The organism is Streptomyces sp. NPDC058985, from assembly GCF_042740985.1.
Lineage (GTDB): Bacteria > Actinomycetota > Actinomycetes > Streptomycetales > Streptomycetaceae > Streptomyces.
Map to the genome: position 1 here is coordinate 140,535 of NZ_JBHYJX010000008.1, position 24,301 is coordinate 164,835.

Annotated in this window: 20 protein-coding genes and 1 pseudogene; 12 read left to right on the forward strand and 9 right to left on the reverse strand. The window is 70.5% G+C overall.

What is annotated here, in order from left to right; all coding sequences use genetic code 11:
- Positions 1–40: 40 nt before the first annotated feature.
- Complete coding sequence (locus ACFW01_RS09995; protein WP_234957432.1) at positions 41–631, forward strand: TetR/AcrR family transcriptional regulator; 591 nt, start codon at positions 41–43, stop codon at positions 629–631.
- Here the strand turns inward: ACFW01_RS09995 and ACFW01_RS10000 are convergent.
- On the reverse strand, positions 594–1,376 hold the full coding sequence (locus ACFW01_RS10000) for a response regulator (RefSeq protein WP_384502837.1): 783 nt from the start codon (positions 1,374–1,376) through the stop codon (positions 594–596). The genes ACFW01_RS09995 and ACFW01_RS10000 overlap by 38 nt on opposite strands.
- Positions 1,373–3,016 (reverse strand): ATP-binding protein, encoded by a 1,644-nt coding sequence (locus ACFW01_RS10005; RefSeq protein ID WP_384502839.1) that lies wholly within the window; start codon positions 3,014–3,016, stop codon positions 1,373–1,375. Before ACFW01_RS10005 ends, ACFW01_RS10000 begins: the two co-directional genes overlap by 4 nt.
- A gap of 262 nt (positions 3,017–3,278) precedes the next feature.
- Here ACFW01_RS10005 and ACFW01_RS10010 point away from each other — a divergent pair, with 262 nt between their 5' ends.
- From ACFW01_RS10010 to ACFW01_RS10025, 4 genes are all read left to right on the forward strand, one after another.
- Positions 3,279–4,265 (forward strand): tripartite tricarboxylate transporter substrate binding protein, encoded by a 987-nt coding sequence (locus ACFW01_RS10010; RefSeq protein WP_234957435.1) that lies wholly within the window; start codon positions 3,279–3,281, stop codon positions 4,263–4,265.
- A complete protein-coding gene (locus ACFW01_RS10015; protein WP_384502841.1) occupies positions 4,262–4,828 on the forward strand; it encodes a tripartite tricarboxylate transporter TctB family protein in 567 nt (188 codons plus the stop codon). The genes ACFW01_RS10010 and ACFW01_RS10015 overlap by 4 nt, the downstream gene beginning before the upstream one ends.
- Position 4,829: 1 nt before the next feature.
- A complete protein-coding gene (locus ACFW01_RS10020; RefSeq protein WP_161328231.1) occupies positions 4,830–6,341 on the forward strand; it encodes a tripartite tricarboxylate transporter permease in 1,512 nt (503 codons plus the stop codon).
- A gap of 83 nt (positions 6,342–6,424) precedes the next feature.
- A complete protein-coding gene (locus tag ACFW01_RS10025; RefSeq protein ID WP_234957436.1) occupies positions 6,425–6,754 on the forward strand; it encodes a putative quinol monooxygenase in 330 nt (109 codons plus the stop codon).
- An 88-nt stretch (positions 6,755–6,842) separates the two neighbouring features.
- Here ACFW01_RS10025 and ACFW01_RS10030 read toward each other — a convergent pair whose 3' ends face one another.
- The 3 genes from ACFW01_RS10030 to ACFW01_RS10040 form a co-directional block, all read right to left on the reverse strand.
- Positions 6,843–7,604: an isocitrate lyase/phosphoenolpyruvate mutase family protein gene (locus tag ACFW01_RS10030; RefSeq protein WP_384502983.1), complete on the reverse strand. Its 762-nt coding sequence runs from the start codon at positions 7,602–7,604 to the stop codon at positions 6,843–6,845.
- 388 nt (positions 7,605–7,992) lie between these two features.
- Positions 7,993–9,837 carry a glycoside hydrolase family 15 protein gene (locus ACFW01_RS10035; protein WP_384502844.1) on the reverse strand — a complete coding sequence of 615 codons (1,845 nt, stop codon included), beginning with the start codon at positions 9,835–9,837 and terminating at the stop codon, positions 7,993–7,995.
- A gap of 87 nt (positions 9,838–9,924) precedes the next feature.
- Complete coding sequence (locus ACFW01_RS10040) at positions 9,925–10,800, reverse strand: sigma-70 family RNA polymerase sigma factor (protein ID WP_384502846.1); 876 nt, start codon at positions 10,798–10,800, stop codon at positions 9,925–9,927.
- An 87-nt stretch (positions 10,801–10,887) separates the two neighbouring features.
- On the opposite strand from ACFW01_RS10040, the gene ACFW01_RS10045 reads away from it, so the two are divergent.
- The 3 genes from ACFW01_RS10045 to ACFW01_RS10055 all read left to right on the forward strand — a co-directional run bounded on the left by ACFW01_RS10045 (position 10,888) and on the right by ACFW01_RS10055 (position 14,266).
- Positions 10,888–11,346 (forward strand): carboxymuconolactone decarboxylase family protein, encoded by a 459-nt coding sequence (locus tag ACFW01_RS10045; RefSeq protein ID WP_384502848.1) that lies wholly within the window; start codon positions 10,888–10,890, stop codon positions 11,344–11,346.
- 265 nt (positions 11,347–11,611) lie between these two features.
- Positions 11,612–12,271 carry a hypothetical protein gene (locus tag ACFW01_RS10050; protein WP_234957440.1) on the forward strand — a complete coding sequence of 220 codons (660 nt, stop codon included), beginning with the start codon at positions 11,612–11,614 and terminating at the stop codon, positions 12,269–12,271.
- Positions 12,272–12,487: 216 nt separating this feature from the next.
- Positions 12,488–14,266: an FUSC family protein gene (locus ACFW01_RS10055; protein ID WP_384502850.1), complete on the forward strand. Its 1,779-nt coding sequence runs from the start codon at positions 12,488–12,490 to the stop codon at positions 14,264–14,266.
- Positions 14,267–14,622: 356 nt separating this feature from the next.
- Here ACFW01_RS10055 and ACFW01_RS10060 read toward each other — a convergent pair whose 3' ends face one another.
- Entirely contained in the window at positions 14,623–15,123 is a 501-nt protein-coding gene (locus ACFW01_RS10060) for a MarR family transcriptional regulator (RefSeq protein ID WP_234957442.1), read from the reverse strand.
- 126 nt (positions 15,124–15,249) lie between these two features.
- On the opposite strand from ACFW01_RS10060, the gene ACFW01_RS10065 reads away from it, so the two are divergent.
- From ACFW01_RS10065 to ACFW01_RS10080, 4 genes are all read left to right on the forward strand, one after another.
- The gene (locus ACFW01_RS10065; protein WP_384502853.1) at positions 15,250–16,038 is read left to right on the forward strand and encodes an alpha/beta fold hydrolase; all 789 of its coding nucleotides are present in this window, start codon (positions 15,250–15,252) and stop codon (positions 16,036–16,038) included.
- Positions 16,039–16,094: 56 nt separating this feature from the next.
- Positions 16,095–16,610 (forward strand): cupin domain-containing protein, encoded by a 516-nt coding sequence (locus ACFW01_RS10070; protein ID WP_384502855.1) that lies wholly within the window; start codon positions 16,095–16,097, stop codon positions 16,608–16,610.
- 459 nt (positions 16,611–17,069) lie between these two features.
- On the forward strand, positions 17,070–18,821 hold the full coding sequence (locus tag ACFW01_RS10075) for a ThuA domain-containing protein (RefSeq protein ID WP_384502857.1): 1,752 nt from the start codon (positions 17,070–17,072) through the stop codon (positions 18,819–18,821).
- 235 nt (positions 18,822–19,056) lie between these two features.
- Positions 19,057–21,456 (forward strand): ricin-type beta-trefoil lectin domain protein, encoded by a 2,400-nt coding sequence (locus ACFW01_RS10080; protein ID WP_384502859.1) that lies wholly within the window; start codon positions 19,057–19,059, stop codon positions 21,454–21,456.
- Between the two features lie 312 nt (positions 21,457–21,768).
- Here the strand turns inward: ACFW01_RS10080 and ACFW01_RS10085 are convergent.
- The 3 genes and pseudogenes from ACFW01_RS10085 to ACFW01_RS10095 form a co-directional block, all read right to left on the reverse strand.
- A pseudogene (locus ACFW01_RS10085) lies at positions 21,769–22,088 on the reverse strand (VOC family protein).
- The gene (locus ACFW01_RS10090; RefSeq protein WP_234957447.1) at positions 22,009–22,995 is read right to left on the reverse strand and encodes a zinc-binding dehydrogenase; all 987 of its coding nucleotides are present in this window, start codon (positions 22,993–22,995) and stop codon (positions 22,009–22,011) included. Before ACFW01_RS10090 ends, ACFW01_RS10085 begins: the two are co-directional and overlap by 80 nt.
- 307 nt (positions 22,996–23,302) lie before the next feature.
- Positions 23,303–24,283, reverse strand: coding sequence for a DUF5996 family protein (locus tag ACFW01_RS10095; RefSeq protein ID WP_384502861.1), 981 nt, complete (start codon positions 24,281–24,283; stop codon positions 23,303–23,305).
- Positions 24,284–24,301 lie beyond the last annotated feature (18 nt).

Here is a 24,301-nt window from a genome sequence, read left to right on the forward strand (position 1 = left end):
GCAAGAACGGGATTCGGCCACGAACCCGGAAGGAGGAGGAGTGCCGCCGCCGAAGAAGGACAGGACGGACGCGCCCCTGCGCTCCGACGCGCAGCGCAACCGCGAGCGCATCCTGCGCGTCGCCACGGAGGAGCTGACGCGCTGCGCGAACGCCCCGCTGAGCACGATCGCCAAGAAGGCGGGCGTCGGGCAGGGCACGTTCTACCGCAACTTCCCGCACCGCGAGGCGCTGGTCCTGGAGGTCTACCGCTACGAGATGCAGCAGGTGGCGGACGCCGCGAGGGAACTGCTGGCCACCCGGGAACCCGACCGGGCGCTGCGCGAGTGGATGGACCGGCTCGCCCGGTTCGCCCTGACCAAGGTCGGTCTGGCGGAGGCCATCCGGCTGGTCACCAGCGCACCGGGCAGCCCGGCGAAACCGGAACCCGCCCCGGTCACGGAGGCGACCGAACTCCTGCTCCGCGCGAACGACGAGGCCGGCACCATCCGGCCCGGCGTGTCGGCGGACGACTTCTTCCTGGCCATCGGCGGCCTCTGGCAGGTCGACGCCAGCGAGGACTGGCAGCCGAGGGTCACCCGGCTCCTCGACCTCGTCATGGACGGGCTGCGGGCGGGAGCGCCAGGCCGGTGACCGCGCCCCGGAAGCGGTAGCGGCGCTCCGGGCGGCCCGCCACGCCGTAGCGCAGCGAGACCTCCGCGGTGCCGACGGTGTGGAAGTGCTCGAGGTAGCGGCGGGCGCTGACCCGGGAGACGCCGGTCAGTGCCGCGCACTCGCTCGCGGACAGCGTGCCGTCGGCCTCCCGGAGGGTGCGTTCGACCAGCTCGGCGGTCTCCACGCTCATGCCCTTGGGCAGCGCCGGTGCGGCGGCGGGTACCGCGCCCGCCAGGACGCGGTCGACGTCGGCCTGGCTGCGCACCACCGTGCCGAGCAGCCGCCCGCGCTGGACGGCGTAGCGCTCCAGCCGGACCCGCAGATCGTCGAACTCGAACGGCTTGAGCAAGTAGTCGACCACGCCGTGGCGGACCGCGCCGCGCACCGCGTCCGCCTCCCGGGCCGCGCTGATGACCATGACGTCGCAGTCGTGCCCGGCCGCGCGCAGCCTGGGGATGACGTCCAGGCCGAAGACGTCCGGCAGGTAGAGGTCGAGGAGGACGAGGTCGGGGCGGAGTTCGGCGACGGCGGCGAGCGCCTCCTCGCCGGTGCCGGCGACGCCGACGACCCGGAAGGGCTCGACGCGTCCGACGAAGGCGCGGTGGACGCGGGCCACCATGAAGTCGTCGTCGACCACGAGCACGCCGATCGCGGCGCCGGGGCGGGGGGACGCCGGCGCCCCCGCCGTACCGGTCGCGTCGGACGTGCCGCTCCTGCCCGTCATCGCGTTGCTCCTTCCGCCACCGCGTCGGTGAGGTGGCTGACGGTCATGCGTGCGGTGAACTTGGCCCCCTCGGGGGTGTTGGTCACCGAGATCTCACCGCCGTGACGTTCGCAGACGAGCCGGGTCAGCGCCAGGCCGATGCCGCGCTCGCCCTGCCGGGCGGCCTTGGTGGTGAAGCCGTGGGAGAAGACCTCGCGGGCCAGTCCGGGCGCCACGCCGGGCCCCGAGTCGCGGACCACGATCTCGACGCTCGTGGCGTCCTGCCGCAGCTCGACCTCGACCCAGGCGTCGTGGTCCTCGCCCGCCGCCGCGGCGTCCACGGCGTTGTCGACGAGGTTGCCGAGGACGGTCGCCACGTCGGCGGCGTCCTGCGGGACGAGCCGGTCCAGCGCCGTGCGGTCCGAGACCCGCAGCGCGACCCTGCGCTCGGCGGCGAGCGAGGACTTGGCCGTGATCAGCGCGGCGACGGCGGTGTCGCGGACCCGGCGGCTGAGCGTGACGTCCAGGGACTGGCGGCGCTGGTTGAGCGCGCGGATGTAGCGCACCACCTCGTCCTGCTCGCCGATCTGGATGAGCCCGGAGATGGTGTGCAGCTGGTTGGCGAACTCGTGGGCCTGGGCGCGCAGCAGCTCGGAGGTGCTGCGGAAGGAGCCGATCTCCCGCTCCAGGCGGGCCAGTTCGGTGCGGTCGCGCAGGGTGGTGACCGAGCCCAGCGGGCGGCCGTCCTTGGTGACGGTCATGCGGTTCATGACCAGGACCCGCCCGTGCCGGACGACGACCTCGTCGCGGGGCTCGGCGGCGTCCGGCGCGGTCCCGCCCAGTACGTCGCGCAGCCGTCCCTCGATGCCGAGGCCGTCCAGGCTCTGGCCGACGCAGTCGGCGGGGAGGTCGAGCAGGCGCCGGCCCATCTCGTTGACCAGGGTGAGCCGGTGCTGCGGATCGAGTGCGACGACGCCCTCGGCGATGCCGTACAGCATGGCCTCCCGGTGCTCGGCGAGCCCCGCGATCTCGCGCGGCTCCAGGCCGAGCGTCTGCCGTTTGACGCGCCGGGCCAGCAGCCAGGAGCCGGCCACGCCGAGGCCGCTGGCGATGCCGAGGTAGGCGAGGAGGTAGGAGGAGGCGCCGCTCAGTCGCTGCCACACCGTCGGGTCGGCCTCGCCGACCATCACCGTGCCGAGGTGCCGGCCCAGGGTGTCCCGGGTGGCGCCGAGCACCGGAACCTGGGCGACGCGTTCACGGCTGCCCCGCAGGGTCAGGGGCCCCGACCAGCCCCGCCCCGCGGCGGCGCCCTCGGCGCGCGGCAGCCGGCCGCCGATCAGCGTGGGGTCGGTGGAGCTGACGACGCTGCCGTCGGCGCCGGCGATCGTGACGGAGGTGACGCCGGACTGGGTCTGGGTGGAGTTGACCAGCGGGGCGAGGGCCTCCTCGGGCACGGGGCGCAGCAGCTGGCTGCGGACCAGCGGCGTGGCGGCCAGCTGTTCGGCCAGCGCGGTGACCCGGCGGCCCTCGACGCGGTTGAAGGTGGCGCGGGACTGGGCGAGCGAGACGGCGGCAACCGCGCACAGGACCACCACGACGATGGCGAGCTGGAGGACCAGCATCTCGCCCGCGAGGGTCTGACGGCGGAAGGTGGGTGCCACGGCGGACTCGATCTCGGCTGACTGGGGCGGGCTCGGCTGACTGGGGGCGGGCGGGTGTGCCGGGTCGCCATCATGGCGCCCACCTGCGGCGAAGGAAAGGGATGTGCCGTCTTCGCAATGAAGCGGCGACCGCAATGACCACAACCTCCCTTGGTTCCGCAAGGAAGACACGCCGCCGGAGCGCGGGCACCATGTGGCCCACGTCACCCTTCCCCACAGGGCTCCCCGTACCGATCTACCCAACCGACAGGTGGTGTCATACGTGCGCCTGCGCACCCCCCTTGCCCTGCTCGGGGCCGCCGTGCTCGTGCTCGCGGGACCGCCGCTGCTCTCCTCCGGCGGCGATTCCGACTCCGGCACGCAGATTCCCGGCCTGCGCTTCATGGTTCCCAACACGCCCGGCGGTGGTTACGACATCACCGCCCGCACGGCCGCGAAGAACGCCGAGGACGCCGGGCTCACGCACAACATCGAGGTGTTCAACCTGCCCGGCGCGGGCGGCACCGTGGGCCTGAGCCGGCTGGTGAGCGAACACGGCAACGGCAAGCTGGCGATGTCCATGGGCCTCGGCGTCGTCGGCGCCGCCCGCTCCAACCACGCGCCCAAGACCCTCGCCGACACCACGCCGATCGCGCGGCTCACCGAGGAGCAGGACGTCGTCGTGGTCGCCAAGGACTCGCCGTACCGGACGATCGACGAGCTGATCGACGCCTGGAAGAAGGACCCGGGCAAGATCCCCGTGGGCGGCGGCTCGTCGCCCGGCGGGCCCGACCACCTCGCGCCGATGCTGATGGCGCAGGCCGCCGGGATCGCCCCGAAGTCGGTCAACTACATCCCCTTCGACGGCGGCGGCGAGCTGCTCGCCTCGATCCTCGGCAACAAGGTCGGCTTCGGCGTCTCCGGCGTCGGCGAGTACCTGGACCAGATCAAGGCGGGCGAGCTGAGGGTGCTCGCGGTGACCGGCCCGGAGCGGGTGGACGACCTCGGGGACGCGCCGACGCTGAAGGAGTCCGGCTACGACGTGGACTTCACCAACTGGCGCGGCATCGTCGCCCCGCCCGGCCTCTCGGAGGCGGAGCGGAACAAGCTGACGCGCCTGGTCGAGAAGCTGCACGACTCGCCCGAGTGGCGGGAGTCGATGGACAAGAACGGCTGGGACGACGCGTTCCTCACCGGTGAGAAGTTCGGCACCTTCCTGGAGGCCCAGGACAAGCGTGTGGTGTCGGTGCTGAAGGAGCTGGGACTGTGACGACACCGACCGATTCCGTCCCCACCCCCGAGCCCGCCCGGGAGGCGGCCGGCACGTCGGCGCCCGAGCGGCGCTCGTGGCTGCGGGACCACTCCGAACTCGGCGTGTGCGCCATGCTGCTGGCGCTGGGCGTTCTCGTCCTGACCGACGCCCTCACCATGGACGTCGACATCACCCAGCGTGGTCCGGTCGGCCCGAAGACCGTGCCGATCGTGGTAGGCATCGGCCTGCTGGTGATCGCCGCGCTGCTCGCCGTTGACGTCCTGCGCGGCGGCCGGGGCGAGGCCGAGGGCGGCGAGGACGTCGACCTGTCCGAACCGGCGGACTGGCGCACGGTGCTGCTGCTCGCCGGCATCTTCCTGGGCGCCGCCGCGCTCATCGAGCCGGCCGGCTTCCCGGTCGCCGGAGCCCTGCTTTTCTGGGGCGCCGCCTTCGCCCTGGGCAGCCGGCGCGTGGACCGCGACCCGCTGATCGCCGCGGCGCTGTCCCTGCTCACCTACGTCGTCTTCGACAAGCTGCTCGGTGTGCCGCTGCCCGGCGGTCCGCTGATGGGAGTGCTCTGACATGAACGCCCTCAACTCCCTGATGGACGGGTTCGGCACGGCCCTGTCCCCGCTCAACCTCCTGTGGGCCGCCCTGGGTGTGCTGCTCGGCACGGCGATCGGTGTCCTGCCCGGCATCGGCCCGGCGATGGCGGTGGCGCTGCTGCTGCCGGTGACGTACGGCCTCGACCCGGTCGCGGCGTTCATCATGTTCGCCGGCATCTACTACGGCGCGATGTTCGGCGGTTCGACCACCTCCATCCTGCTGAACACCCCCGGCGAGAGCGCCGCGGTGGTGGCGGCCATGGAGGGCAACCCCATGGCCAAGGCGGGGCGTGGTGCGCAGGCGCTGGCGGCCGCCGCCATCGGCCACTTCGCGGGCGGCATGATCGGCACGATCCTGCTGGTGGCGCTGGCGCCGACGGTCGCCGACCTGGCGGTGGACATCGGTGCGCCGGACTACTTCGCCATCATGGTGCTGGCGTTCATCGCCGTGACGTCGGTGCTGGGGTCCTCGCGCGTCAGAGGTCTGGCCTCGCTGCTGATCGGCCTGACCATCGGCCTGGTGGGCCTGGACCAGATGACGGGGCAGCAGCGGCTGACCTTCGGTTCGCTGCAACTCGCCGACGGCGTCGACGTGGTGATCGTCGCGGTCGGTCTGTTCGCGATCGGCGAGGCGCTGTGGGTGGCGGCGCACCTGAGGCGCGGCGCTGCCGAGCCGATCCCGGTGGGCCGCCCCTGGCTCGGCCGCGGGGATGTCCGCCGCACCTGGAAGTCGTGGCTGCGCGGCCCCTTCATCGGCTTCCCGTTCGGCGCGATCCCGGCGGGCGGTGCGGAGATACCCACCTTCCTCTCCTACGTCACGGAGAAGCGCCTGTCCAAGCACAAGGACGAGTGGGGCAAGGGCGCCATCGAGGGCGTGGCCGGACCGGAGTCCGCGGCGTCGGCCTCGGCGGCGGGCACGCTGGTGTCCATGCTGACCCTGGGCCTGCCGACGACGGCGGTCGCGGCGGTCATGCTGGCCGCCTTCCAGCAGTACGGCATCCAGCCCGGCCCGCTCCTCTTCGAGCGCGAACCCGAGCTGGTCTGGGGCCTCATCGCGTCCCTCTTCGTCGGCATGGTGCTGCTGCTCGCGCTCAACCTGCCGCTGGCACCCGTGTGGGCCAAGCTGCTGCGGATCCCGCGGCCGTACCTCTACGCGGGGATCATGTTCTTCGCGGCGGTCGGCGCGTACGCCGTCGGCGGTGAGGTCGTCGACCTGGTGATCCTGCTGATCATCGGCCTGGTCGGCTTCGGCATGCGGCGCTACGGCCTGCCCGTCCTGCCCGCCGTCATCGGCGTCATCCTCGGCCCGAACGCCGAGCAGCAGCTGCGCCGCGCCCTGCAGATCAGCGACGGCAGCGTGACGGGCCTGGTCAACACGCCGTTCGCGGTCACGGTGTACGCGGTGATCGTGCTGCTGCTGGCCTGGCCGCTGCTGAGGCGGCCGCTGGCGCGGCTGGCGGGCCGGGGACGGACGCGGGCCGACGCCTGACCCCAGATCCTCGTACCGTGATCCGGAGACGGGTCCTGCTCGGTCCCGCAGGACCCGCGTCCGCACGACAGAGGGAGAGCCCCATGATTTTCATCACCGCGAAGTTCCAGGTCCTTCCGGAGCACGCGGAACGGTGGCCGGAGATCTCCGGCGACTTCACCCGGGCCACCCGGGCGGAACCCGGCTGTCTCTGGTTCGACTGGTCCCGCAGCGTCGAGGACCCCGCGGAGTACGTCCTGGTCGAGGCGTTCCGCGACGACGAGGCGGGCGCGGCGCACGTCCAGTCGGCGCACTTCCGCGCCGCGCAGGAGCAGCTGCCGCGCTACCTGGCCCGGACGCCGCGCATCGTGAACGCGTCGCTCGACCAGGACGACTGGTCGCTGCTGGGTGAGATGGCGGTCGACCGCAGCTGAGGGGCGTACGGCCGTTCAGGTAGGCCGGCCTCCCGCTGGAGCTCGGGGCACCCCTCTCCAGGGGTGCGCCCGTCGCTCGATCAGCCTTTCAGGGCGTCCACGGCCCGAGCACGTCCTTCATCGCGTCCGTCATCGCGGATTGCAGCAGCGGGCCGTACGTGATCCGGCCGACACCGAGGCGACGGAAGCGTTCGACGTCGTGCTTGACCGGGTGGGCCGTGGAGTTCACGGGAACGGAGACCGCGCCGGTCACCGCCGCGAGCAGGTCGTCGTCGTCCTGGATACGCACCGGGTAGACACTGTCGGCGCCGGCCTGCTCCAGGGCCCGCAGCCGCCCGATCGCCTCGTCGAGGACGCCGGCCGCGTCCTCCGCGTGCAGGAAGAGGTCGGTACGCCCGTTGACCCAGACGGGGATCCCCGCGTCGTCGGCCGCCGCGCGCAGGCCGGCGATGTAGCTCGCGTGCTCCTGCGTACTGCGCACGCGTCCGCCCTCCGAGTGGACGGTGTCCTCGAGGTTGAGACCGACGCCGCCGACCTCGGTGAGCCCGGCGATGAGGTCCGCGGGCTCCTGTCCGTAACCGGCCTCCAGGTCCACGGACACGGGGACGTCGACCGCCGCGATGATCGGCCTGACCGCGGCGAGCACCTCCTCGAACGTCTGCCCCTCCCGGTCTTCGGCCCCCCGGGAGCCGGCGAGCGGATGGCTGCCGATCGTCAGCGCGGGGAACCCCGCGCCGGCCGCCGTCCGCGCGGACCACACGTCCCAGACGGTCGGCAGCACCAACGGCTGGTACTGGGCGTGCAGTTGCCTGAGGAGTTGAGCCCGCTCAACGGTGGTAGGAAAGTCCATGCCGAGGACGCTACCCCGGATCACATGACCGTCCCCGGCGCCGGAGCCCGGGACACGGCGCAGGGAGAAGTCGGACTCCCGGCGGGCGCGGTCGTCGATGAAGCTCCACGCCGAGCAGGCTTGCCCCGCCCCGGGGTCGAGGAGCATCTCGGGGCGGCCGTAGTACGCGTCGGGGACGGTGCCGGTGTCACCGAGAGCCTCCGCGAGGTCCCGGGCCATGCGGGCGGCGCGCGCGGGCGCGGCCGGATCCGGTGGCGCCGTGGCCGACGTCACCGGCGCTGCCGTCGTGAGCGCGCATGACCATGGGAGACCTCGCCTCGTGGACCAGGATCCGACCGGGGCGGTGGCCGCCATGACCGTCGGCGGTCCTTCGCCGATGCCGCGCGGTTCAGCCCAGCGCCCGGTCCAGGTTGAATGCCGCGCTGATCAGGGCGAGATGGGTGAACGCCTGCGGAAAGTTGCCGTTCTGCTCGCCGGTGTGGCCGATTTCCTCCGCGTACAGCCCGAGATGGTTCGCGTACGTGAGCATCTTCTCGAACGCCAGCTGTGCCTCTTCCAGCCGTCCGGCACGGCTCAGTGCCTCGACGTACCAGAAGGAGCAGATCGAGAACGTCCCTTCCTCGCCCCGCACCCCGTCCGGGCCGGCCTGCGGGTCGTACCGGTAGACCAGGGAGTCGGCGACCAGCTCCTCCCCCAGTGCGTCCAGCGTCGACAGCCACTTCGGATCCGTGGGGGAGATGAACTTCGCCAGCGGCATCATCAGCACGGAGGCATCGAGGACGCTGCCGCCGTAATGCTGGAGGAACGCCTTCCGTTCGGCCGACCAGCCGCGGTCCATGATCTGGCGGTAGATGGCGTCGCGTGTGCCGCTCCAGCGCGCGATGTCGGCCGGCAGCCCGCGACGCCTGGCCAGGCGCATCGCCCGCTCGATCGCCACCCAGCACATCAGTCGCGAGTAGAGGTAGCTCCTGCGTCCGCCGCGGGGCTCCCAGATGCCCTCGTCCGGCTGGTCCCAGTTGTCGCAGACCCAGTCGACCAAGGCGCAGACCGTGTCCCAGTGGGCGCTGGATATCGGCTCTCCCCACTTGTCGTAGAGGTAGATCGAGTCGACCAGGGCGCCGTATATGTCGAGCTGCAGCTGGCCGACCGCTTCGTTGCCGACGCGGACGGGGGAAGAGCCCAGGTGGCCCTCGAGACCGGGCAGCTCGCGCTCGGCCAGATCCCGGCGACCGTCGACGCCGTACATGATCTGCAACGGGCCGTTGCCGGAGTCGGAGGGGTGGGCGTACTCGGTCAGGAAGCGCATGAAAGCCTGCGCCTCCTCGGTGAAACCGAGCCGCAGAAGCGCGTAGACGCAGAAGGCCGCGTCGCGGATCCACACGTACCGGTAGTCCCAGTTCCGTTCGCCGCCGATCCGCTCGGGCAGGCTCGTCGTCGGTGCCGCCACCATGGCGCCGGTCGGGACGTAGGTGAGCAGCTTGAGCGTCAGCGCGGAGCGGTGCACCATCTCGCGCCAGCGGCCGCGGTAGCGCGACGAGGACAGCCACCCCCGCCAGTACCGGACGGTGGCCTGGAACAGTTCCTCCGCCTCGGCCACGGCGCAGGCCCGGGGGACGACGCTGTCCCCGACACGGTCGAGTGCGAAGACGGCACTCTCGCCCTCGTGGAGCTTGAAGAGCGACCACACGTCCCGGCCGTCGTGCTCCACCGGCACGCTGGAGGTCAGGGCGAGGGAGAGCGAGGCAGACTCGAAGACCGGACAGCCGTGCTCGGTGCGGATGGTGTGCGGCTCGGTCGCGTACCCGAACCGTGGTGAGACGCCGGCCCGGAAGGGCAGTGATCCGCGGACGCAGACCACTCTGCGGATCAGCCGATGCCGGTCGGCCTCACGCGAGTTGTCGACGATCGGCATGAAGTCCTGGATCTCGGCCACACCGTCGTGCGCGAAGAAGCGGGTGATGAGCACATTGGTGTCGGGGAAGTAGAACTGCTTGGTGCGGGCCGGCACGTCCGGCGCGAGCTCGAAGCTCCCTCCCTTCTCGGCGTCGAGGATCGAGGCGAACACACTGGGGGCGTCGAATCGGGAGCAGCAGTACCAGTCGATCGTGCCGGTCGTCCCCACGAGAGCAGCACTGCGCAGGTCTCCGATCAGCCCGTGTTCCGAGACGGGCAGATACCTGGCGGACACGGTGCAGCCCTCCTCCACCGGAGGAAATGTGCCTTTAAAGCTCATTTCATCATTTCATACTAGAACGTGAGCGGCCCCCGCTCACGCGGACCGGGCCCGCTGACAAACCAGCACGCCAACCACCACGTCCGGTCACACCAGGTCCGGCAAGTCCATCTGAGCGAGTTCGGCCGGGTCGACGACGGCGGTGATCTCGGTGATGCGGCCGTCGGCGACGGTGAACGTGAGCAGGGACAGCGGGACGCCGTCCTCGTTCCAGGCGATGACTCCGGGTCGCCCGTTGACGGTCACGGCATGTCCGTGTGCAGCACCGCCGGCCACTCGGGCTCGGCCGGCGACCTCGGTGGCTCCGATCGTGACGAACCGTCCGCCGGGGGCGCGGACGGTGAACTCCACCTCGGGATGGAGAACTTCCAGCAGCCGCTCGAACCGGCCCTCGCGGGCCGCGGCCAAGAACGCCCCGACCAGCTCGCGTTGCTGCTGCCGGTCGCTCACCGACCGCCGGGCGGCCCGCACCTTGCGGCGGGCGCGACTGGTGAGCATCTTGGTCGCGTCGGCCGACCTGCCGAGGATGGTGCCGATCTCCCCGTGGGGCACGGCGAACACGTCGTGCAGCACGAACGCGAGGCGCTCGTCGGGGCGCAGCGAGTCCAGGACCGTCAACAGCGCCAGACCGACCGAGTCGCCCAGAGCCACGAGTTCTTCCGGAGTCGAACCGTCGTCGAGCGTCACGGTGAGTTCGGGCAGCCGGTCGTCGAGGGGCACCGTCGGGCGCGTGCGGCCGGAGCGGAGGAGATCGAGGCTGATGCGGCCGACCACGGTGGTCAGCCAGCCGCCGAGATTGTCGATGCCGCCGGCGTCCTGGCGGGACAGACGCAGCCACGCCTCCTGGACCACGTCGTCCGCGTCGGCGTGCGAGCCGAGTACGCGGTGGGCGACGGCCGTGAGCCGGGCGCGGTGCGTCTCGAAGGCCACGGCTATCGGATCGGCGGGATGGGCGCCGGACATGGTGTTACCTCCCTGGCAGCTGCTCCGTCACAGGGGTGACGGGCACGAGCCCCGCAAGGTAACCCCGACCAAGGAGAGCACCCTGCCATGCAGAACCGGCTGAAGAGCGAGAACACCGACAACCCCCACGTGTGGAAGGCGATCGGACACCTGCACAAGGCGATCGCAGCCGGGGGCGTCGACCCGAAGCTGCTCGCGCTGGTCCACCTGCGCGTCAGCCAGATCAACAGCTGCTCGGCGTGCGTCCACGCCAGTGTCTCCGGGGGCAGGAAGGCCGGTGAAACCGAGGAGCGGCTGCACAGCGTCGTGGCGTGGCGGGAGGCGCCGTTCTACACCGACGCGGAGCGTGCGGCACTGGCGCTGGCCGAGGCCGCCACCCGGTTGCAGGACGGTGCGGAGGGAGTCACCGACGAGATCTGGGAAGAGGCCGACGCCCACTTCACCGAGGAGCAGATCGGCGCGATCAACCTGGAGATCGCGCTGACGAACTTCTTCAACAGGATCAATCGCACCATCAAGGAACCGGCCGGCCAGACCTGGGGCTGAGCCCGGCACGGGTCGCACGTCAGCGATCCCGGCCACCCGGACACCCGGACACCCGGACATAGCAGACTAAAGGGATGCGTGTCTTCATGGCCTGGGCCACCATGCACCTGATGTACGCCACCCGATACGCCTCCATGTACTACGCGACCCAGTGCGGACGAGGCACCGTGCGCACGCCTCCTAGCCCACATGGTCGCCACCGGCGCGCGTCCGGCCGAGCCGGGAGCCAGGATGTCGGGTACGCACTCTGGACCGGGAGGGCTCCATGAGGGAGAAGCCGTTCGGCAAGATCGGCGATGAACTGCTGCGCATCCGACGTGACGCGTCGCGTGCCGTTGAGGGCGGATCGGCGCCTGCCGGTTTCGGCGTGGATCAGGAGCTGATCACTGCTTTCGGGGCCGGGACGCTCTCACCGGCCGGTCAGCGGGAACTGGCGCAGCAGGTGGCCCGGGAGCTGCCGGCTCACTGGTCGGAGCCGAACAAGCTCGCCGAGGCCATGTCCCGATTCATCGACGACCTCGGCGGTCAGCGCAAGCTCATCGCCTGGCTGGACGAGTACCCCGGTCTACCGCGATTGGTGGCCCGGCTGTACGTCCTGATGGGACTCCTCGACCAGTACAGCGAGAACCCCGCCGTCGTCGCCGCTCTGCGCGAGTACCGGGAGCGGGAGCCGTACCCGGCGGGTCTCAAGGGCTACCTGCTACCGCAGACCAACGACGAAACGTTGGCCGGTCTCTCCTTCACCGTCGAGGAGTTGCTGAGCGACGGCCAGCAGGGGAAGGCGGTCGATCTGGCGCTGGCGACGACCGACTGCCTGCAACGGGTGGCGCCGCGTGCGGAGGAACTCGATCCCGCGCTGGACGACCTGGGTGAGGTGATGGACCACACTCACCAGGACCTCCAGGAGGCGGCCGCCGAAGGCTGAGCCCGGGCTCGACTTGCCAAGAAACCGTTCACCCCTCCCCCGAGGTCCAGGTGCTCCTGCCCATCCGATCCGCGCCGGGTGGACCTGGCGCGATCGTCGGACATCGAGGTGTCCCTCGCACTCGGCGGCTGCACGACCAGATCGGGTGACCCGCCGCGCATGCTCTCCCCTCGTCGCGTCCTTCGGACGATTTCCCGGCACGGCCTCAGGCGCTTCATGGCCGACGCGGTCCGCACACTCTCCCCCCACGGTGTCTTCGCCCTGCACGCCGCGGACGGTGCCCTTCTCTTCGCGGCGCGCTCGGCGCTGGCCCTGGGCTGGCTCGCCCTGCCCCTCACCCTGGCAGGCCACCCCGGCCTCGCGGTGTACGCCATGCTGGGCGGCTTCACGACCACGTTCGGCCGCAACCTGCCGTACGCACGGCGCGCTCACGCGCTCGCCTTCGTCGCCGTGGCCATGACGGCATGCGTGGGCTGCGGTTCGGTCCTGGGCGTCTGGGCCCGGCCGTGGGAGGGCGGGGCCGGCGCTGCGGTCGTGGTTGCCGTGACCGCGGTCGTCGCCGGGTTGGCGAAGCTGGCCTGTGACGCGACACAACTGAGCGGGCTGGGGGCGGTCATGCTGCTGTTCTCGTTCGCCGTGGCGGCCAACGACCCATCGCCCTGGACCGATGTCCTCCCCCAGACGGCACTGGCCGCCGCGGGAGCCGCGGCGGCCTGGGCCCTCGGCCTGTCAGGGCGGCTCATCCACCCCGACCGCCCGCAGCGACTGGCCGTGGCCGCGGCTCTGCGGGCCGTGGCCGACCTGCTGGTCGCGCCGTCCGGGGCTGCTGCGGGCCGGGCTCGGCACGTGGCGACCCACGCCGTACTCAACGCCTACCGCTCACTCGGGCTCGTACCGGCCGCGGAATCGTTGCCGCAGAGCCACCCCTCGGCCTTCGTAAGGCTCAGCCACCTGTCCTGGTCACTGCTGGTCGGCTTGGCACGCCATGGGCTCGCCGACCCTGACGGCACCGCGTTCCTCCTGCGTCGGCAGGCTCGTCTTCTGACGGACCGACGGCGCAGGCCTCCCGTGCTGCTGCCCGAGCTGCCGTGGCCTCCGGAGCCTTCCGGGCCCACGGGGCACTCGGGGCCCACGGGGCCCACGGGGCACTCGGGGCACTCGGCGCCGGGAGACCGAGGCCGAGGGAGGCCGGCGACGGTCCCCGACCAGACACCACCGGTCGATCCCGTCGCGAAGCGTACGGCCGAGCTGCTGGGCCTACGGCGCCTCGGCATTCCGGATCGTCTCGTCGTCCTCGCCATTCCCGCGCTCCGCATGGCCCTGGGCACCGCGGCGGCCGGCGGGCTGGCCGTGCTCCTGGACCTGCAGCACGGATACTGGGCTGCCATCTCGGCGGCCGCCGTACTGCACTCCGTCAATCTGAGGACCACCGCCCAGCGAGCAGCGCAGCGCACCGTCGGTACGGTCCTCGGAGTGCTGCTCGCCCTCGCCGTCCTGGCCACGCATCCCACTCCCGTGGCGCTCGCCCTGGTCATCGTGGTGCTGGAGTTCCTGCTGGAGTACATCGTGGTGCGCAACTACGGCCTGGGGGTCGTGTTCATCACGCCCATCGCGCTGCTGCTCAGCGATCTCGCCGAACCAGCACCGGCAGGCGAACTGGTCCACCACCGGCTGCTGGGCAGCCTCCTGGGGATCGTCGTCGGCCTGCTCTGCGCGATGCTGGTCGTCCACGACCACGCCGCCCTACGGACCGAACGCGCCCTCGCCGCCTGCCGGAGGTCTGCCCAACGTGCCGAGTCGGCGCTCGCAGCGGCGTCGAAACCGCGACCCACCGTCCAGGCGGAGCTCGCCACGGCCGTGGTCGAGCTACGCGAAGCCGACGACGTGGCCGCCGGAGAACTGTGGCCCGCCGGACTGGACCCCGCCGAGGTCGCCGCCGCCGAAGAGAACGCGTACGGCCTGCTGGCAAAGCTGCACAGCCGGCCCTGGCCGTGAGGCCGGTTCGCTTTCAGCAACTGGTCCGCTTTCAGCAACTGGTCAGCGCTGGTCACCCTCTCCCGGGAACGGCGATCCAGAAACTGGGGAAGGCACTGGACGTCCCACTGGTCCGGCGCACCCGTAGCCACACCCTTCGCCCACGTCCGGACTGCCCGATGAGCCGGCATCGTGCCGCACACATGGCTCGCGCCCCGTAGGAGGTCGCCCGCCACACAGACGTGGCGTCCGCACTGGAGCGCCTGCCCGGCAGCCCGGCGGCCGAGTAGCTCCCCGGTGCCGGCTTCACGCCTCCGCACATCGCTCGCCGGACAGCGGTGAGGGCTGGAGATGTTGCGCGGCCACGCCACTCGGAGTCAGCGGGCGGGAGTGTCGCCGTGGGATTCGAGTACCGCGGCGAGTGCGGTGGCGAGGCGTTGGCGGTCCTCGGGGGCGAGGCCCTCCAACAGGCGAGCCTCGTTGGCCAGGTGGAGCGGGAGGACCCGGTCGATCACCGTCAGGCCGTGCGGAGTGAGGCGGATCTTGACCGAGCGTCGGTCGGTGGCGTCGGGCACGCGGGTGACCAGGTCCTTGGCGGCCATGCGGTCGACCCGCAGGGTGATCGCCCCGGTGGTGACGAGCGAGGCCCTGAGGAAGGTCTTCGCCGTCAGTTCGTAGGGCTCCCCCGAGCGGCGCAGCGTGGACAGGATGTCGAACTCGCCCGGTTCGAGGCCGTGCCCGGCGAGGAAGTCCTTGATCTCCTTGTCCCACAGCCGGGACAGCCGCATGACCCTGCCGACGACGCCGATCGGCGTGAAATCGAGGTCGGGGCACTCCCTTTGCCACTGCTCCAGCACTGACTCCACCGCGTCCGCCATGGGCCCTCCAGTCCTGCCGTCATTCTGCCGTCAACCTAGATAGCTGAGCGCTCATTTAATTGACGCTCACCAAAGTCTCGTTTACCTTAGCACTCACTTAATCGGCGCTCAACGAAGGAGTCGGCCATGCCGTTCACCCCTGCCCGCAACTCCCGCGTCCACTACGAGGTCGACGGCCAGGGCCCCGGCCCCGGACTCGCCCTGGTGCACGGCGTCGGCGGCGACGCCGAGAAGGTATTCGGCAACGTCGTGGGCCACTTCGCCGACACCCGTACCGTCGTCCGGCCCAACCTCAGCGGCAGCGGCCGGACCGAGGACGACGGTACGGAGCTGACCGTCGACCTGATCGCCGACCAGGTCACGGCCGCCGTACGCGACGCCTCCGACGGCCCCGTCGACCTGCTCGGCTTCTCCCTCGGCGCTGTCGCCGCCGCCGCGGTCGCCGCCGCCCACCCCGGCCTGGTGCGCCGGCTCGTCCTCGTCGGCGGCTGGACGCACTCCGGCGGACCACGCGACAGCTACTACTTCGAGACCTGGCGCAAGCTGCTCGCCACCGACCGCGAACTGCTCAAGCGGTTCTCGGCACTGACCGGCTTCAGCGCCGCGACACTGGACCTGTTCGGCCACGACGGACTGACCCAGTCGCTGGCCGACCCCTGGCCGCCGGCCGGCATCGTCCGCCAGATCGACCTTGCCGGACAGGTCGACATCAGGCACCTGCTCCCCGCGGTCACCGCGCCCACCCTGGTCGTCGGCTTCGGCGGCGACGCCATGATCCCCGTCGAGGGCTCCCGGCACCTGCATGCGGGCATCACCGGCAGCCGGCTGGTGGAGATCCCGGACGCGGGCCACATGGACTGGTTCGCCGACCCCACACAACTCGTCGCGCTCACCCACGACTTCCTCGACGACTGACTCCGGCTCCCGACGCCCCCTCCCCAGCCTGCTCTTCCTTCTCGTACGCCCATGGAGTGACCGTGTCCTACCCCGACCCCCGCTACTTCGGTGAACACGGCGAGATCAACGCCGACTTCCGCCCCGCCACGACCCCGCCCGACTTCGTCTCCCGGCCCGTCGCCACCGACGGCCCCAACGTCTCCCGGGGCACCGCCTACCACTACCTGTCCACCACCGTCTCCACCGGCGGCGAGTACGGCCTGTACCGGGTGGACATGGGCCCGGAGTCCGGCGGGCCCAGTACACACTTCCACAAGGCCATGTCCGAGTCGTTCTTCATCCTGTCCGGCACCATGCGGCTCTTCGACGGGCGACGCTGGATCGACGCCACCTCCGGCGACTACCTGTACGTACCGGTCGGCGGGTTGCACGCCTTCCGCAACGAATCCGGCGAACCCGCCTCCATGCTCATGCTCTTCGCCCCGGGTGCGCCCCGAGAGGACTACTTCGAAGGCGTCACCCGGCTCGACGGCCTCAGCGAAGAGGAGCGCGCGGAGTTCTTCGTGCGCCACGACAGCTTCTTCGTGTGACCGGCCTCGCCACCACGTTCGCGACGGCAACAGGGCGCCCGAACGCGCTCCAGGACCCCTTTGTCCCGATCAAGGGAAAAGTAACCGTGTTTCGTGCTGAAGGTCTTACGCACACACCCGATGACCGCTAGCTTCATTGTTGCGGCCATGTCATGACCTCCGGCAGCCGCACATCGGCGCGACGGCGCGCGCCAGTACTCCCCACACATGCCCCCTGACGGGCATGCATGCCTCAACCCCTCACAGCTTCGGGAGACACCTGTGCGCACGAAACGACCGTTGGGAAGCAGCACTCCAGGCCGGCAGAGCGATCGACTCCGGCCGACGGCGTCGGCGGACACTTCCGCGTCGGGCATCTCCCGTCGCGGCACAGCATGCCCGGACTTCGAGGTCTGACGGCCGGGATCCGGGACCGTAACTGCGCAGTCCATCCCTCTCATCGAAGGAGATGACGCCGTCTTGCCCAGAAAACTGATCAGTACCCTGGCCCTGATCGCGGCGGCAGCGCTGAGTGCCACACCGTACGCCGCGGCAGCGCCCGAGAGACCGTCCCCGCCGTCGGCGCCCGCCGCTCAGGCGGCACAGGCAGCCGCCGACCCCCACTACGAGGTCCTGGTCTTCTCCAAGACGGCCGGATTCCGCCACTCTTCGATCGACGACGGCCTGGCGGCCCTGCGCGAATTGGGCACGGCCAACAACTTCACCGTCGACGCCACCGAGGACGCGGGAGCCTTCACGACGGCCGGCCTGGCCCCCTATGAGGCGGTGGTCTTCCTCTCGACCACGGGCGACGTGCTGAACGACGCCCAGCAGACGGCCTTCGAGCAGTACATCAACGACGGCGGCGGCTACGTCGGCGTGCACGCGGCCGCGGACACCGAGTACGACTGGCCGTTCTACGAGGGTCTGGCGGGCGCCCTCTTCCAGTCCCATCCCGCCGTCCAGTCCGCCACCGTCCAGGTCGAGGACCGGGCCCACGACGCCACCGCCCATCTCGACCGGGCCTGGCAGCGCACCGACGAGTGGTACAACTACCGCACCAACCCGCGTGCCTCCGCACGCGTTCTGGCCTCACTGGACGAGTCGAGCTACTCCGGCGGTTCCATGTCCGGCGACCATCCGATCGCCTGGTGCAAGGACTACGAAGGCGGCCGTGCCTTCTACACCGGTGGCGGCCACACCGACGAGTCCTACGGACAGCCCGAGTTCCGCCGCCACCTGCTGGGCGGTGTCCGGTGGGCGGCCGGCATGACCGAGTCGGACTGCCGTCCGGAAACCGGCTACAGCAGCCTCTTCGACGGCTCCGGCACCAGTGGCTGGAGCCAGGCGGGTCCCGGCGGTTTCACGCTCGCCGACGACTCCCTGACGTCGTACGGCGGCCTCGGCATGATGTGGTACACCGCCAAGGAGTTCACCGGTGACTACTCCGTGAAGCTGGACTGGAGGATGGACGACGACTCCAACTCCGGTGTCTTCCTGGGCTTCCCCGCCTCCGACGACCCCTGGTCCGCGGTCAACAACGGCTACGAGATCCAGATCGACGCCAGCGACTCCCCGGACCGCACCACGGGCTCCGTGTACGGGTTCCAGGCGGCGGACGTCGCCGCACGGGACGCCGCGCTCAACCCGCCCGGAGAGTGGAACACCTACGAACTCCGCGTCACCGGGGAACGGCTGGAAATCTTCCTCAACGGCCGCAGGATCAACGACTTCACCAACACCGACCCCGCCCGCAGCCTCCGCCAGGGACACATCGGCATCCAGAACCACGGTGACGGTGACACGGTGTCGTTCCGCAACATCCGGGCCAAGGTACTGAACGCCGGGCCGTCGGCGGGCGAGGTGAAGGGCGTGAACGGCAAATGCCTGGACGTCGACAACTCGCAGACCGCGGACGGTACGAAGGTCCAGTTGTGGACGTGCAACGGCACGGCCGCGCAGAAGTGGACGGTACAGGGAGACGGCACGGTGAAGGCACTGGGCAAGTGCCTGGACGTCTCCGGCGGTGGCAGCGCGGACGGCACGCGCATCCAACTCTGGACCTGCAACGGTTCCGGCGCGCAGTCCTGGCAGCCACAGGCCGACGGCACGGTACGCAATCCGCAGTCCGGCAAGTGCCTCGACGCCTCCGGCGGAACCTGGAACGACGGAACCCCGGTCCACCTGTGGACCTGCCACACCGGCCCCAACCAGAAGTGGACCCTGCCCTGAGAAACCGGCCGTGAAGAAACGGCCGTGAAGAAACGGCCGTGAGGAACCAGCCGTGAGGACCCGTCCCCGACGGAGACCGCACCGTCCTCAAGACACCTCACCGAGCCCGGCGCGGGGGCGGCTCCAGTCCCCGTCCGCACCCTGCCGAGTCCGGGACGACGGCGCGTCCCGGCCGCGGTGGATCTCCCACCCATCCGACCGAGCCCCCTGCCCCCGGGGGCCGTCAGGAGGTCACGTGTATCCACACCTGTACCCCCACCGCCTGGGCAGACGCCTGGCCGGCGCGCTCGTCGCCTCCCTGCTGGCCGTCGGACTGTCGTCGTCTCCCGCCCCGGCGCAGGACGCGGCCGCCGCCGATCTGCCCCCGCAGGAACCGGGCGTCACCATGCGCGTCTTCGACGTGCAGACCCCGTTGAGCGGGATCTGCACGCTCAAGGCCGGCCAGACGCCCAACATCGACAAGCTGATGCCGGTGATCGACTGGTCCTCGGTCGACGACTTCGGCCTGGACAGCGGCTTCGTCACCCACGCCCTCGGCAACCTCAACGCCCCGGGCGCGGGCAGCTATGCCTTCCGCCTCACGAGCGACGACGGTTCCCGCCTCTGGATCGACGACCAACTGGTCATCGATCACGACGGCCTGCACGGTCCGGAGCCGAAGGACGGCACCGCAGAGCTGACGGCCGGGTACCACTCGCTGCGCATCGAGCACTTCGAGCGCGACGGGGGCCAGCAGTTGACCCTGGCCTGGAAGCCGCCGGGCGCCTCCGGGTTCTCCGTCGTACCGAACTCGGCGCTCAGCACCGACGCGGACGTCGTCCGGGTGACCGCGCCCGGCCAGAAGGAGTGCGAGGGCGGCACGGACTCGCCGGGCGACGGCCTGCCCCTGACGGGAGTGCATCCGAACTACACCCTCACCGACCTGCGTCCCGCAGGTTTCGAGCCGCAGGTCTCCGCGATGGACTGGCTGCCGGACGGCCGGCTGGCCATCACCACCTGGGGCGGCAGCAACAACACCACGGGAGAGGTCTATCTCCTGGACAACGTCACCGGGAACACCGGCCCTGACAAGGTGACGGCGAAGAAGGTGGCCTCGGGCCTCAAGGAGCCGATGGGCATCAAGTACGTCGACGGAAAGCTCTACGTCTCCCAGAAGCACGAGCTGACCGAACTGAACGACACCAACGGCGACGAGGTCACCGACACCTACCGCAGGGTGGCGACCTGGCCCTTCGGCGGCAACTTCCACGAGTTCGCCTTCGGCCTGCTCTACAAGGATGGCTCCTTCTACTTGAACCTCTCCGTCTCCATCAACTACGGCGGCGCCACGACCGACCCGCAGCCCGACCAGAACCGCGGCACCACCATCAAGGTGAACAAGGAGACGGGAAAGGTCGACTACATCGCCGGCGGGCTGCGGACGCCCAACGGCATCGGATGGGGCCCCGAGGGCGGGATCTTCGTCACCGACAACCAGGGCGGGTGGCTGCCCTCGTCGAAGCTGGTCCACATCAAGCAGGACCGCTTCTTCAACCACTACACCAACCCGGACGGCCCCTTCGACAACAAGCCGGTGACCCAGCCGGTACTGTGGCTGCCGCAGAACGAGATCGGCAACTCGCCCAGCACACCCCTGCAGTTGACCGAAGGACCGTTCGCCGGGCAGATGCTCTTCGGCGACGTCACCTACGGCGGCGTCCAGCGCGGCTATCTGGAGAAGGTCGGCGGTGAGTACCAGGGTGCCGTCTTCCGCCTCACCCAGGGCCTGGAGGCAGGCGTCACACGGATCAGCATCGGTCCGGACGGAGCGCTCTACGCGGGCGGCCTGGGCGCGGGCGGCAACTGGGGCCAGGAGGGGAAACTGAGCCACGGCCTGCAGAAGCTGACGCCGAACGGCACGGACGCCTTCGACATCCGCGCCATGCGGGCTGTGCCCGGCGGTTTCGAGCTGGAGTACACCCAGCCGCTCTCCGAGGAGACCGCGGCAGGCCTGGCCGGACGCTACAAGATCAAGCAGTGGCGCTACGTCCCGACCGCCGACTACGGCGGCCCCAAGGTCGACCAGGAGACCCTCACCGCCCAGTCGGCCACCCTGTCCGCCGACGGCAGGACGGTCACCCTGGCCATTCCCGGCCTCAAGGCGGACCGGGTGGTCCATGTCCGCTCACCGCGTCCCTTCAGCTCCACGGGAGGCGAGGCCCTGTGGAGCACCGAGGCGTGGTACACGCTCAACAAGTTGCCGGGCGCGATCTCCGGCACGGGTGAGGTGAAGGGCGTGAACGGCAAGTGCCTGGACGTCGACAACTCGCAGACCGCGGACGGTACGAAGGTCCAGCTGTGGACGTGCAACGGCACGGCCGCGCAGAGGTGGACGCTGCCTGGAGACGGCACGATCACGGCACTGGGCAAGTGCCTCGATGTCTCCAACGGCGGCAGCGCGGACGGCACGCGCATCCAACTCTGGACCTGCAACGGTTCCGGCGCGCAGTCCTGGCAGCCACAGGCCGACGGCACGGTACGCAATCCGCAGTCCGGCAAGTGCCTCGACGCCTCCGGCGGAACCTGGAACGACGGAACCCCGGTCCACCTGTGGACCTGCCACACCGACGCCAACCAGAAATGGAACCTGCCCTGACCTCGAGGTTCACCGTCCGACGTTGAACGAGGCGACTCTCACTCGATCGGCGTTTCGCAGTTCGGCGGACGTGAAGACGGCCTTCGTCTGATCCTGTGCCCTGCGCTCTGTCACGGAGTGGATCAGCGCGAAGGCCGTGGTCCTTCTGCGGCGCGGTGAGGTCGGCTCCCCCGCGAAGACACGGGTGGTGCGGGTCGATCGGGTGTCGCACGGGGAGGCGTCCGGCTTGGACGCCCCTGATGCGGAGTGACGCCGGTCAGGTGGATCGGGACATCCCCGCGGTCCTGACCACCCGACGCCACGAGTCCGCGATCAGTCGATGCAGAACTCGTTGCCCTCGGTGTCCAGCATGGGGATGCACGACTCGTTTTCCTCATCGGCGTACGGCGTTTGCACGTGGGTCGCACCGAGCGCGATCAGTCGTGCGCACTCTGCTTCGAGTGCGGCGAGGCGCTCGTCCCCCGCGAGCCCGGTGCCGACCGGGATGTCGAGATGCACCCAGTCCGCACTACCTCCCCTTCGGCGACGCGCTGGAAGAACGGGCGCGGCCCACTATGCGGGGGCCTGTGCGTCGGGGACCAGGACGACCTTGCCCGTTGTTGCCCTGGCTTCCAGAGCGGCGTGCGCCTCAGCCGCCTGCGACAGGGGGAAGGTCTGGAAGGCGGGCACCAGGATCCCCCCGGCGGCCGCCGCCAGCGCGCGGCCCTCGTCGGCGGCGGCGTCCTGGCCGTCCAGCAGCAGGGCCAGCGCGTCGGTGAAGTGCACACCGCGCTCCTTCAACTCAGCCTCATCGGGACGGAACTCCTCCCGCGAGGCAGCCCCGATGGTGATGTACCGACCGCCTTCGGCCAGCAGCTCGAAGGCCGTCCGTCCCTTGTCGCCCTCGACACCGTCCAGAACGACCGTGACGCCGCGCCCGCCCAAGGCATCGCGAACCGTACCCGCCCAGTCCGGCAGGTTGTAGTCGACAGCGATGTCCGCTCCCAGCTCGCGCAAGGCCGCGATCTTGGCCGCTCCCCCGGCCGCTCCGATGACCGTGGCGCCGAGTCGGCCGGCGAACTGAACGACCAGACGGCCGATGCCACCGGCCGCGGAGGTGACCAGGACCACGTCGCCGGAGGTGAGTTCCGCGATGTCGAGCAGGCCCATGGTCGTTGCACCCGTCACGACCATCGTGACGGCGGCCTCGTGCCCCACTCCGGCCGGAATCCGGTGCAGGGACGACACGTCGGCGACGGCGAACTCGGCGTAGCCCCCGGGTCTGCCGTGCGCGGTCACCACGTCGGCGCCGATCCAGGACTCGTCCACCGCCGGCCCGACCGCCTTGACGACGCCGGCCACCTCTCCCCCGAAAATCGCCGGAAGCCCGGGAAGCGGCGGACCGATCTCCAGCCCTTCCCGCATGGCCGTCTCGATCTGATGGACCCCTGCGGCCTTCACGAGCACGAGAACCTCACCCGGGCCCGGCACGGGGTCGGGCACAGTCTCATGGCGGAGGTTCTCAGCGGGTCCGAACTCGTACAGAACAACGGCGCGCATGCCTGTTCCTCCCGGTGGATCTGCAGCAGCACACCCACCCTGCAACGTCAACTTAACTTGAGGTCAAGCCTGACCGCGGCCTTCTCGCCGAGGACCAAGAGCCGGCCGGGGGCCTGCCTGCCGAACGCCTGCGTGTCCGGCAGGGTCGCCGGGATCAGCTGCGTCCGCACCGGGTCGGTGACGCCCGAGACTGCCTGACCGTCGACCCAAGGTTGATGAGCCCCCGACAGGGTCGAGACGATCAGCCACGTCCTCGCGCTGCTTCGGTCTCGGCGCCCACGTACGTGATCGCGAGGGCACGACACGCTCAGCCCGGCGCTGCTCGTACTGCAGTCCGGTCCCAACGGCCCGGATCGCTCTCCAGCGCGGCGCGGTCCCAGTCGCCGTGCTCGGCAGCGGCCTCGTAGGTGGTGTGCAGGAATTCCATCAGTGCCTGGTCGGGATCGCGCGCGGTGCGCACGGTCTCGTACGGCAGCAGGAACTGTCCGTTCTCGGTGCTGTAGTAGGCGCCGTCGGGGCGAGTCGGGTGGGCGGCGAAACCGTCCGGCTCGGGGTACGCGTAGGAGTAGAAGGCACCCTCGTCGCCGCCGCCGGGCCAGAATCCGCAGCTGGAGAGTTCCTGTGAGTAGCCTTCCACCATCACCCAGTCGCCGCAGTTCGGGGCGCCGCCCGGATGGGTGGGAGCCGACCGGCCGGAGAAGCGGGTGCAGGCCAGGTCCATGGCGCCCCAGAAGAAGTGAACGGGGCTGACCTTGCCGACGAACTCCGCGCGGAATCGGCCCAGGACACGGTTGGCCTGCAGCAGTTGGCGCCAGAAGAGCTGTGCTGCCGTCCCGTCGTAGGAGCAGTGCTGCTCGTCCTCGGCGAACGGGATGGAGGGTTCCACCTCGTTGGGACGGCGCTGGAAGGCAGCTTCGATGCCCAGCTCGTTCAGGGCATGCATGGTTTCGGCGTAGAAGGTCGCGACCGACTTGGGCTTCAGGGCCACTTCGCGGCTCGCGCCCTTGCTGCTGCGGATGACGAGCCGGTGTTCGACGAAGTCGAATTCAGCGTCGAAGGCGCCGTCGCCGTAGGGCACTGAGCTGGTCGTCAGGCCCCTCGGAGTGACGTAGAGGGTCACCTGCCACCAGTGGTTGACCATGGGGGCGTGGGCCAGCCGCAGCTTGCCTACGATCTGTGTCCACATGTGCAGGGTGTCACGGGTTCTGGTCCAGTCGGCCACCCGTAGTGCGGGCCAAGCTGCGCGGTGCGAGGACTCGGATGCGGTGGATGAGTGCTGGAGGCTCACGGCGTCCACCTCCGCTTC

Excerpts from the sequence above, each read along its gene's own strand:
- ACFW01_RS10000 (WP_384502837.1), bottom strand. The coding sequence starts at position 1,376 with ATGACGGGCAGGAGCGGCACGTCCGACGCGACCGGTACGGCGGGGGCG.
- ACFW01_RS10020 (WP_161328231.1), top strand. The coding sequence starts at position 4,830 with ATGAACGCCCTCAACTCCCTGATGGACGGGTTCGGCACGGCCCTGTCC.
- ACFW01_RS10025 (WP_234957436.1), top strand. The coding sequence starts at position 6,425 with ATGATTTTCATCACCGCGAAGTTCCAGGTCCTTCCGGAGCACGCGGAA.
- ACFW01_RS10030 (WP_384502983.1), bottom strand. The coding sequence starts at position 7,604 with ATGGACTTTCCTACCACCGTTGAGCGGGCTCAACTCCTCAGGCAACTG.
- ACFW01_RS10035 (WP_384502844.1), bottom strand. The coding sequence starts at position 9,837 with ATGAGCTTTAAAGGCACATTTCCTCCGGTGGAGGAGGGCTGCACCGTG.
- ACFW01_RS10040 (WP_384502846.1), bottom strand. The coding sequence starts at position 10,800 with ATGTCCGGCGCCCATCCCGCCGATCCGATAGCCGTGGCCTTCGAGACG.
- ACFW01_RS10045 (WP_384502848.1), top strand. The coding sequence starts at position 10,888 with ATGCAGAACCGGCTGAAGAGCGAGAACACCGACAACCCCCACGTGTGG.
- ACFW01_RS10050 (WP_234957440.1), top strand. The coding sequence starts at position 11,612 with ATGAGGGAGAAGCCGTTCGGCAAGATCGGCGATGAACTGCTGCGCATC.
- ACFW01_RS10055 (WP_384502850.1), top strand. The coding sequence starts at position 12,488 with ATGGCCGACGCGGTCCGCACACTCTCCCCCCACGGTGTCTTCGCCCTG.
- ACFW01_RS10060 (WP_234957442.1), bottom strand. The coding sequence starts at position 15,123 with ATGGCGGACGCGGTGGAGTCAGTGCTGGAGCAGTGGCAAAGGGAGTGC.
- ACFW01_RS10065 (WP_384502853.1), top strand. The coding sequence starts at position 15,250 with ATGCCGTTCACCCCTGCCCGCAACTCCCGCGTCCACTACGAGGTCGAC.
- ACFW01_RS10090 (WP_234957447.1), bottom strand. The coding sequence starts at position 22,995 with ATGCGCGCCGTTGTTCTGTACGAGTTCGGACCCGCTGAGAACCTCCGC.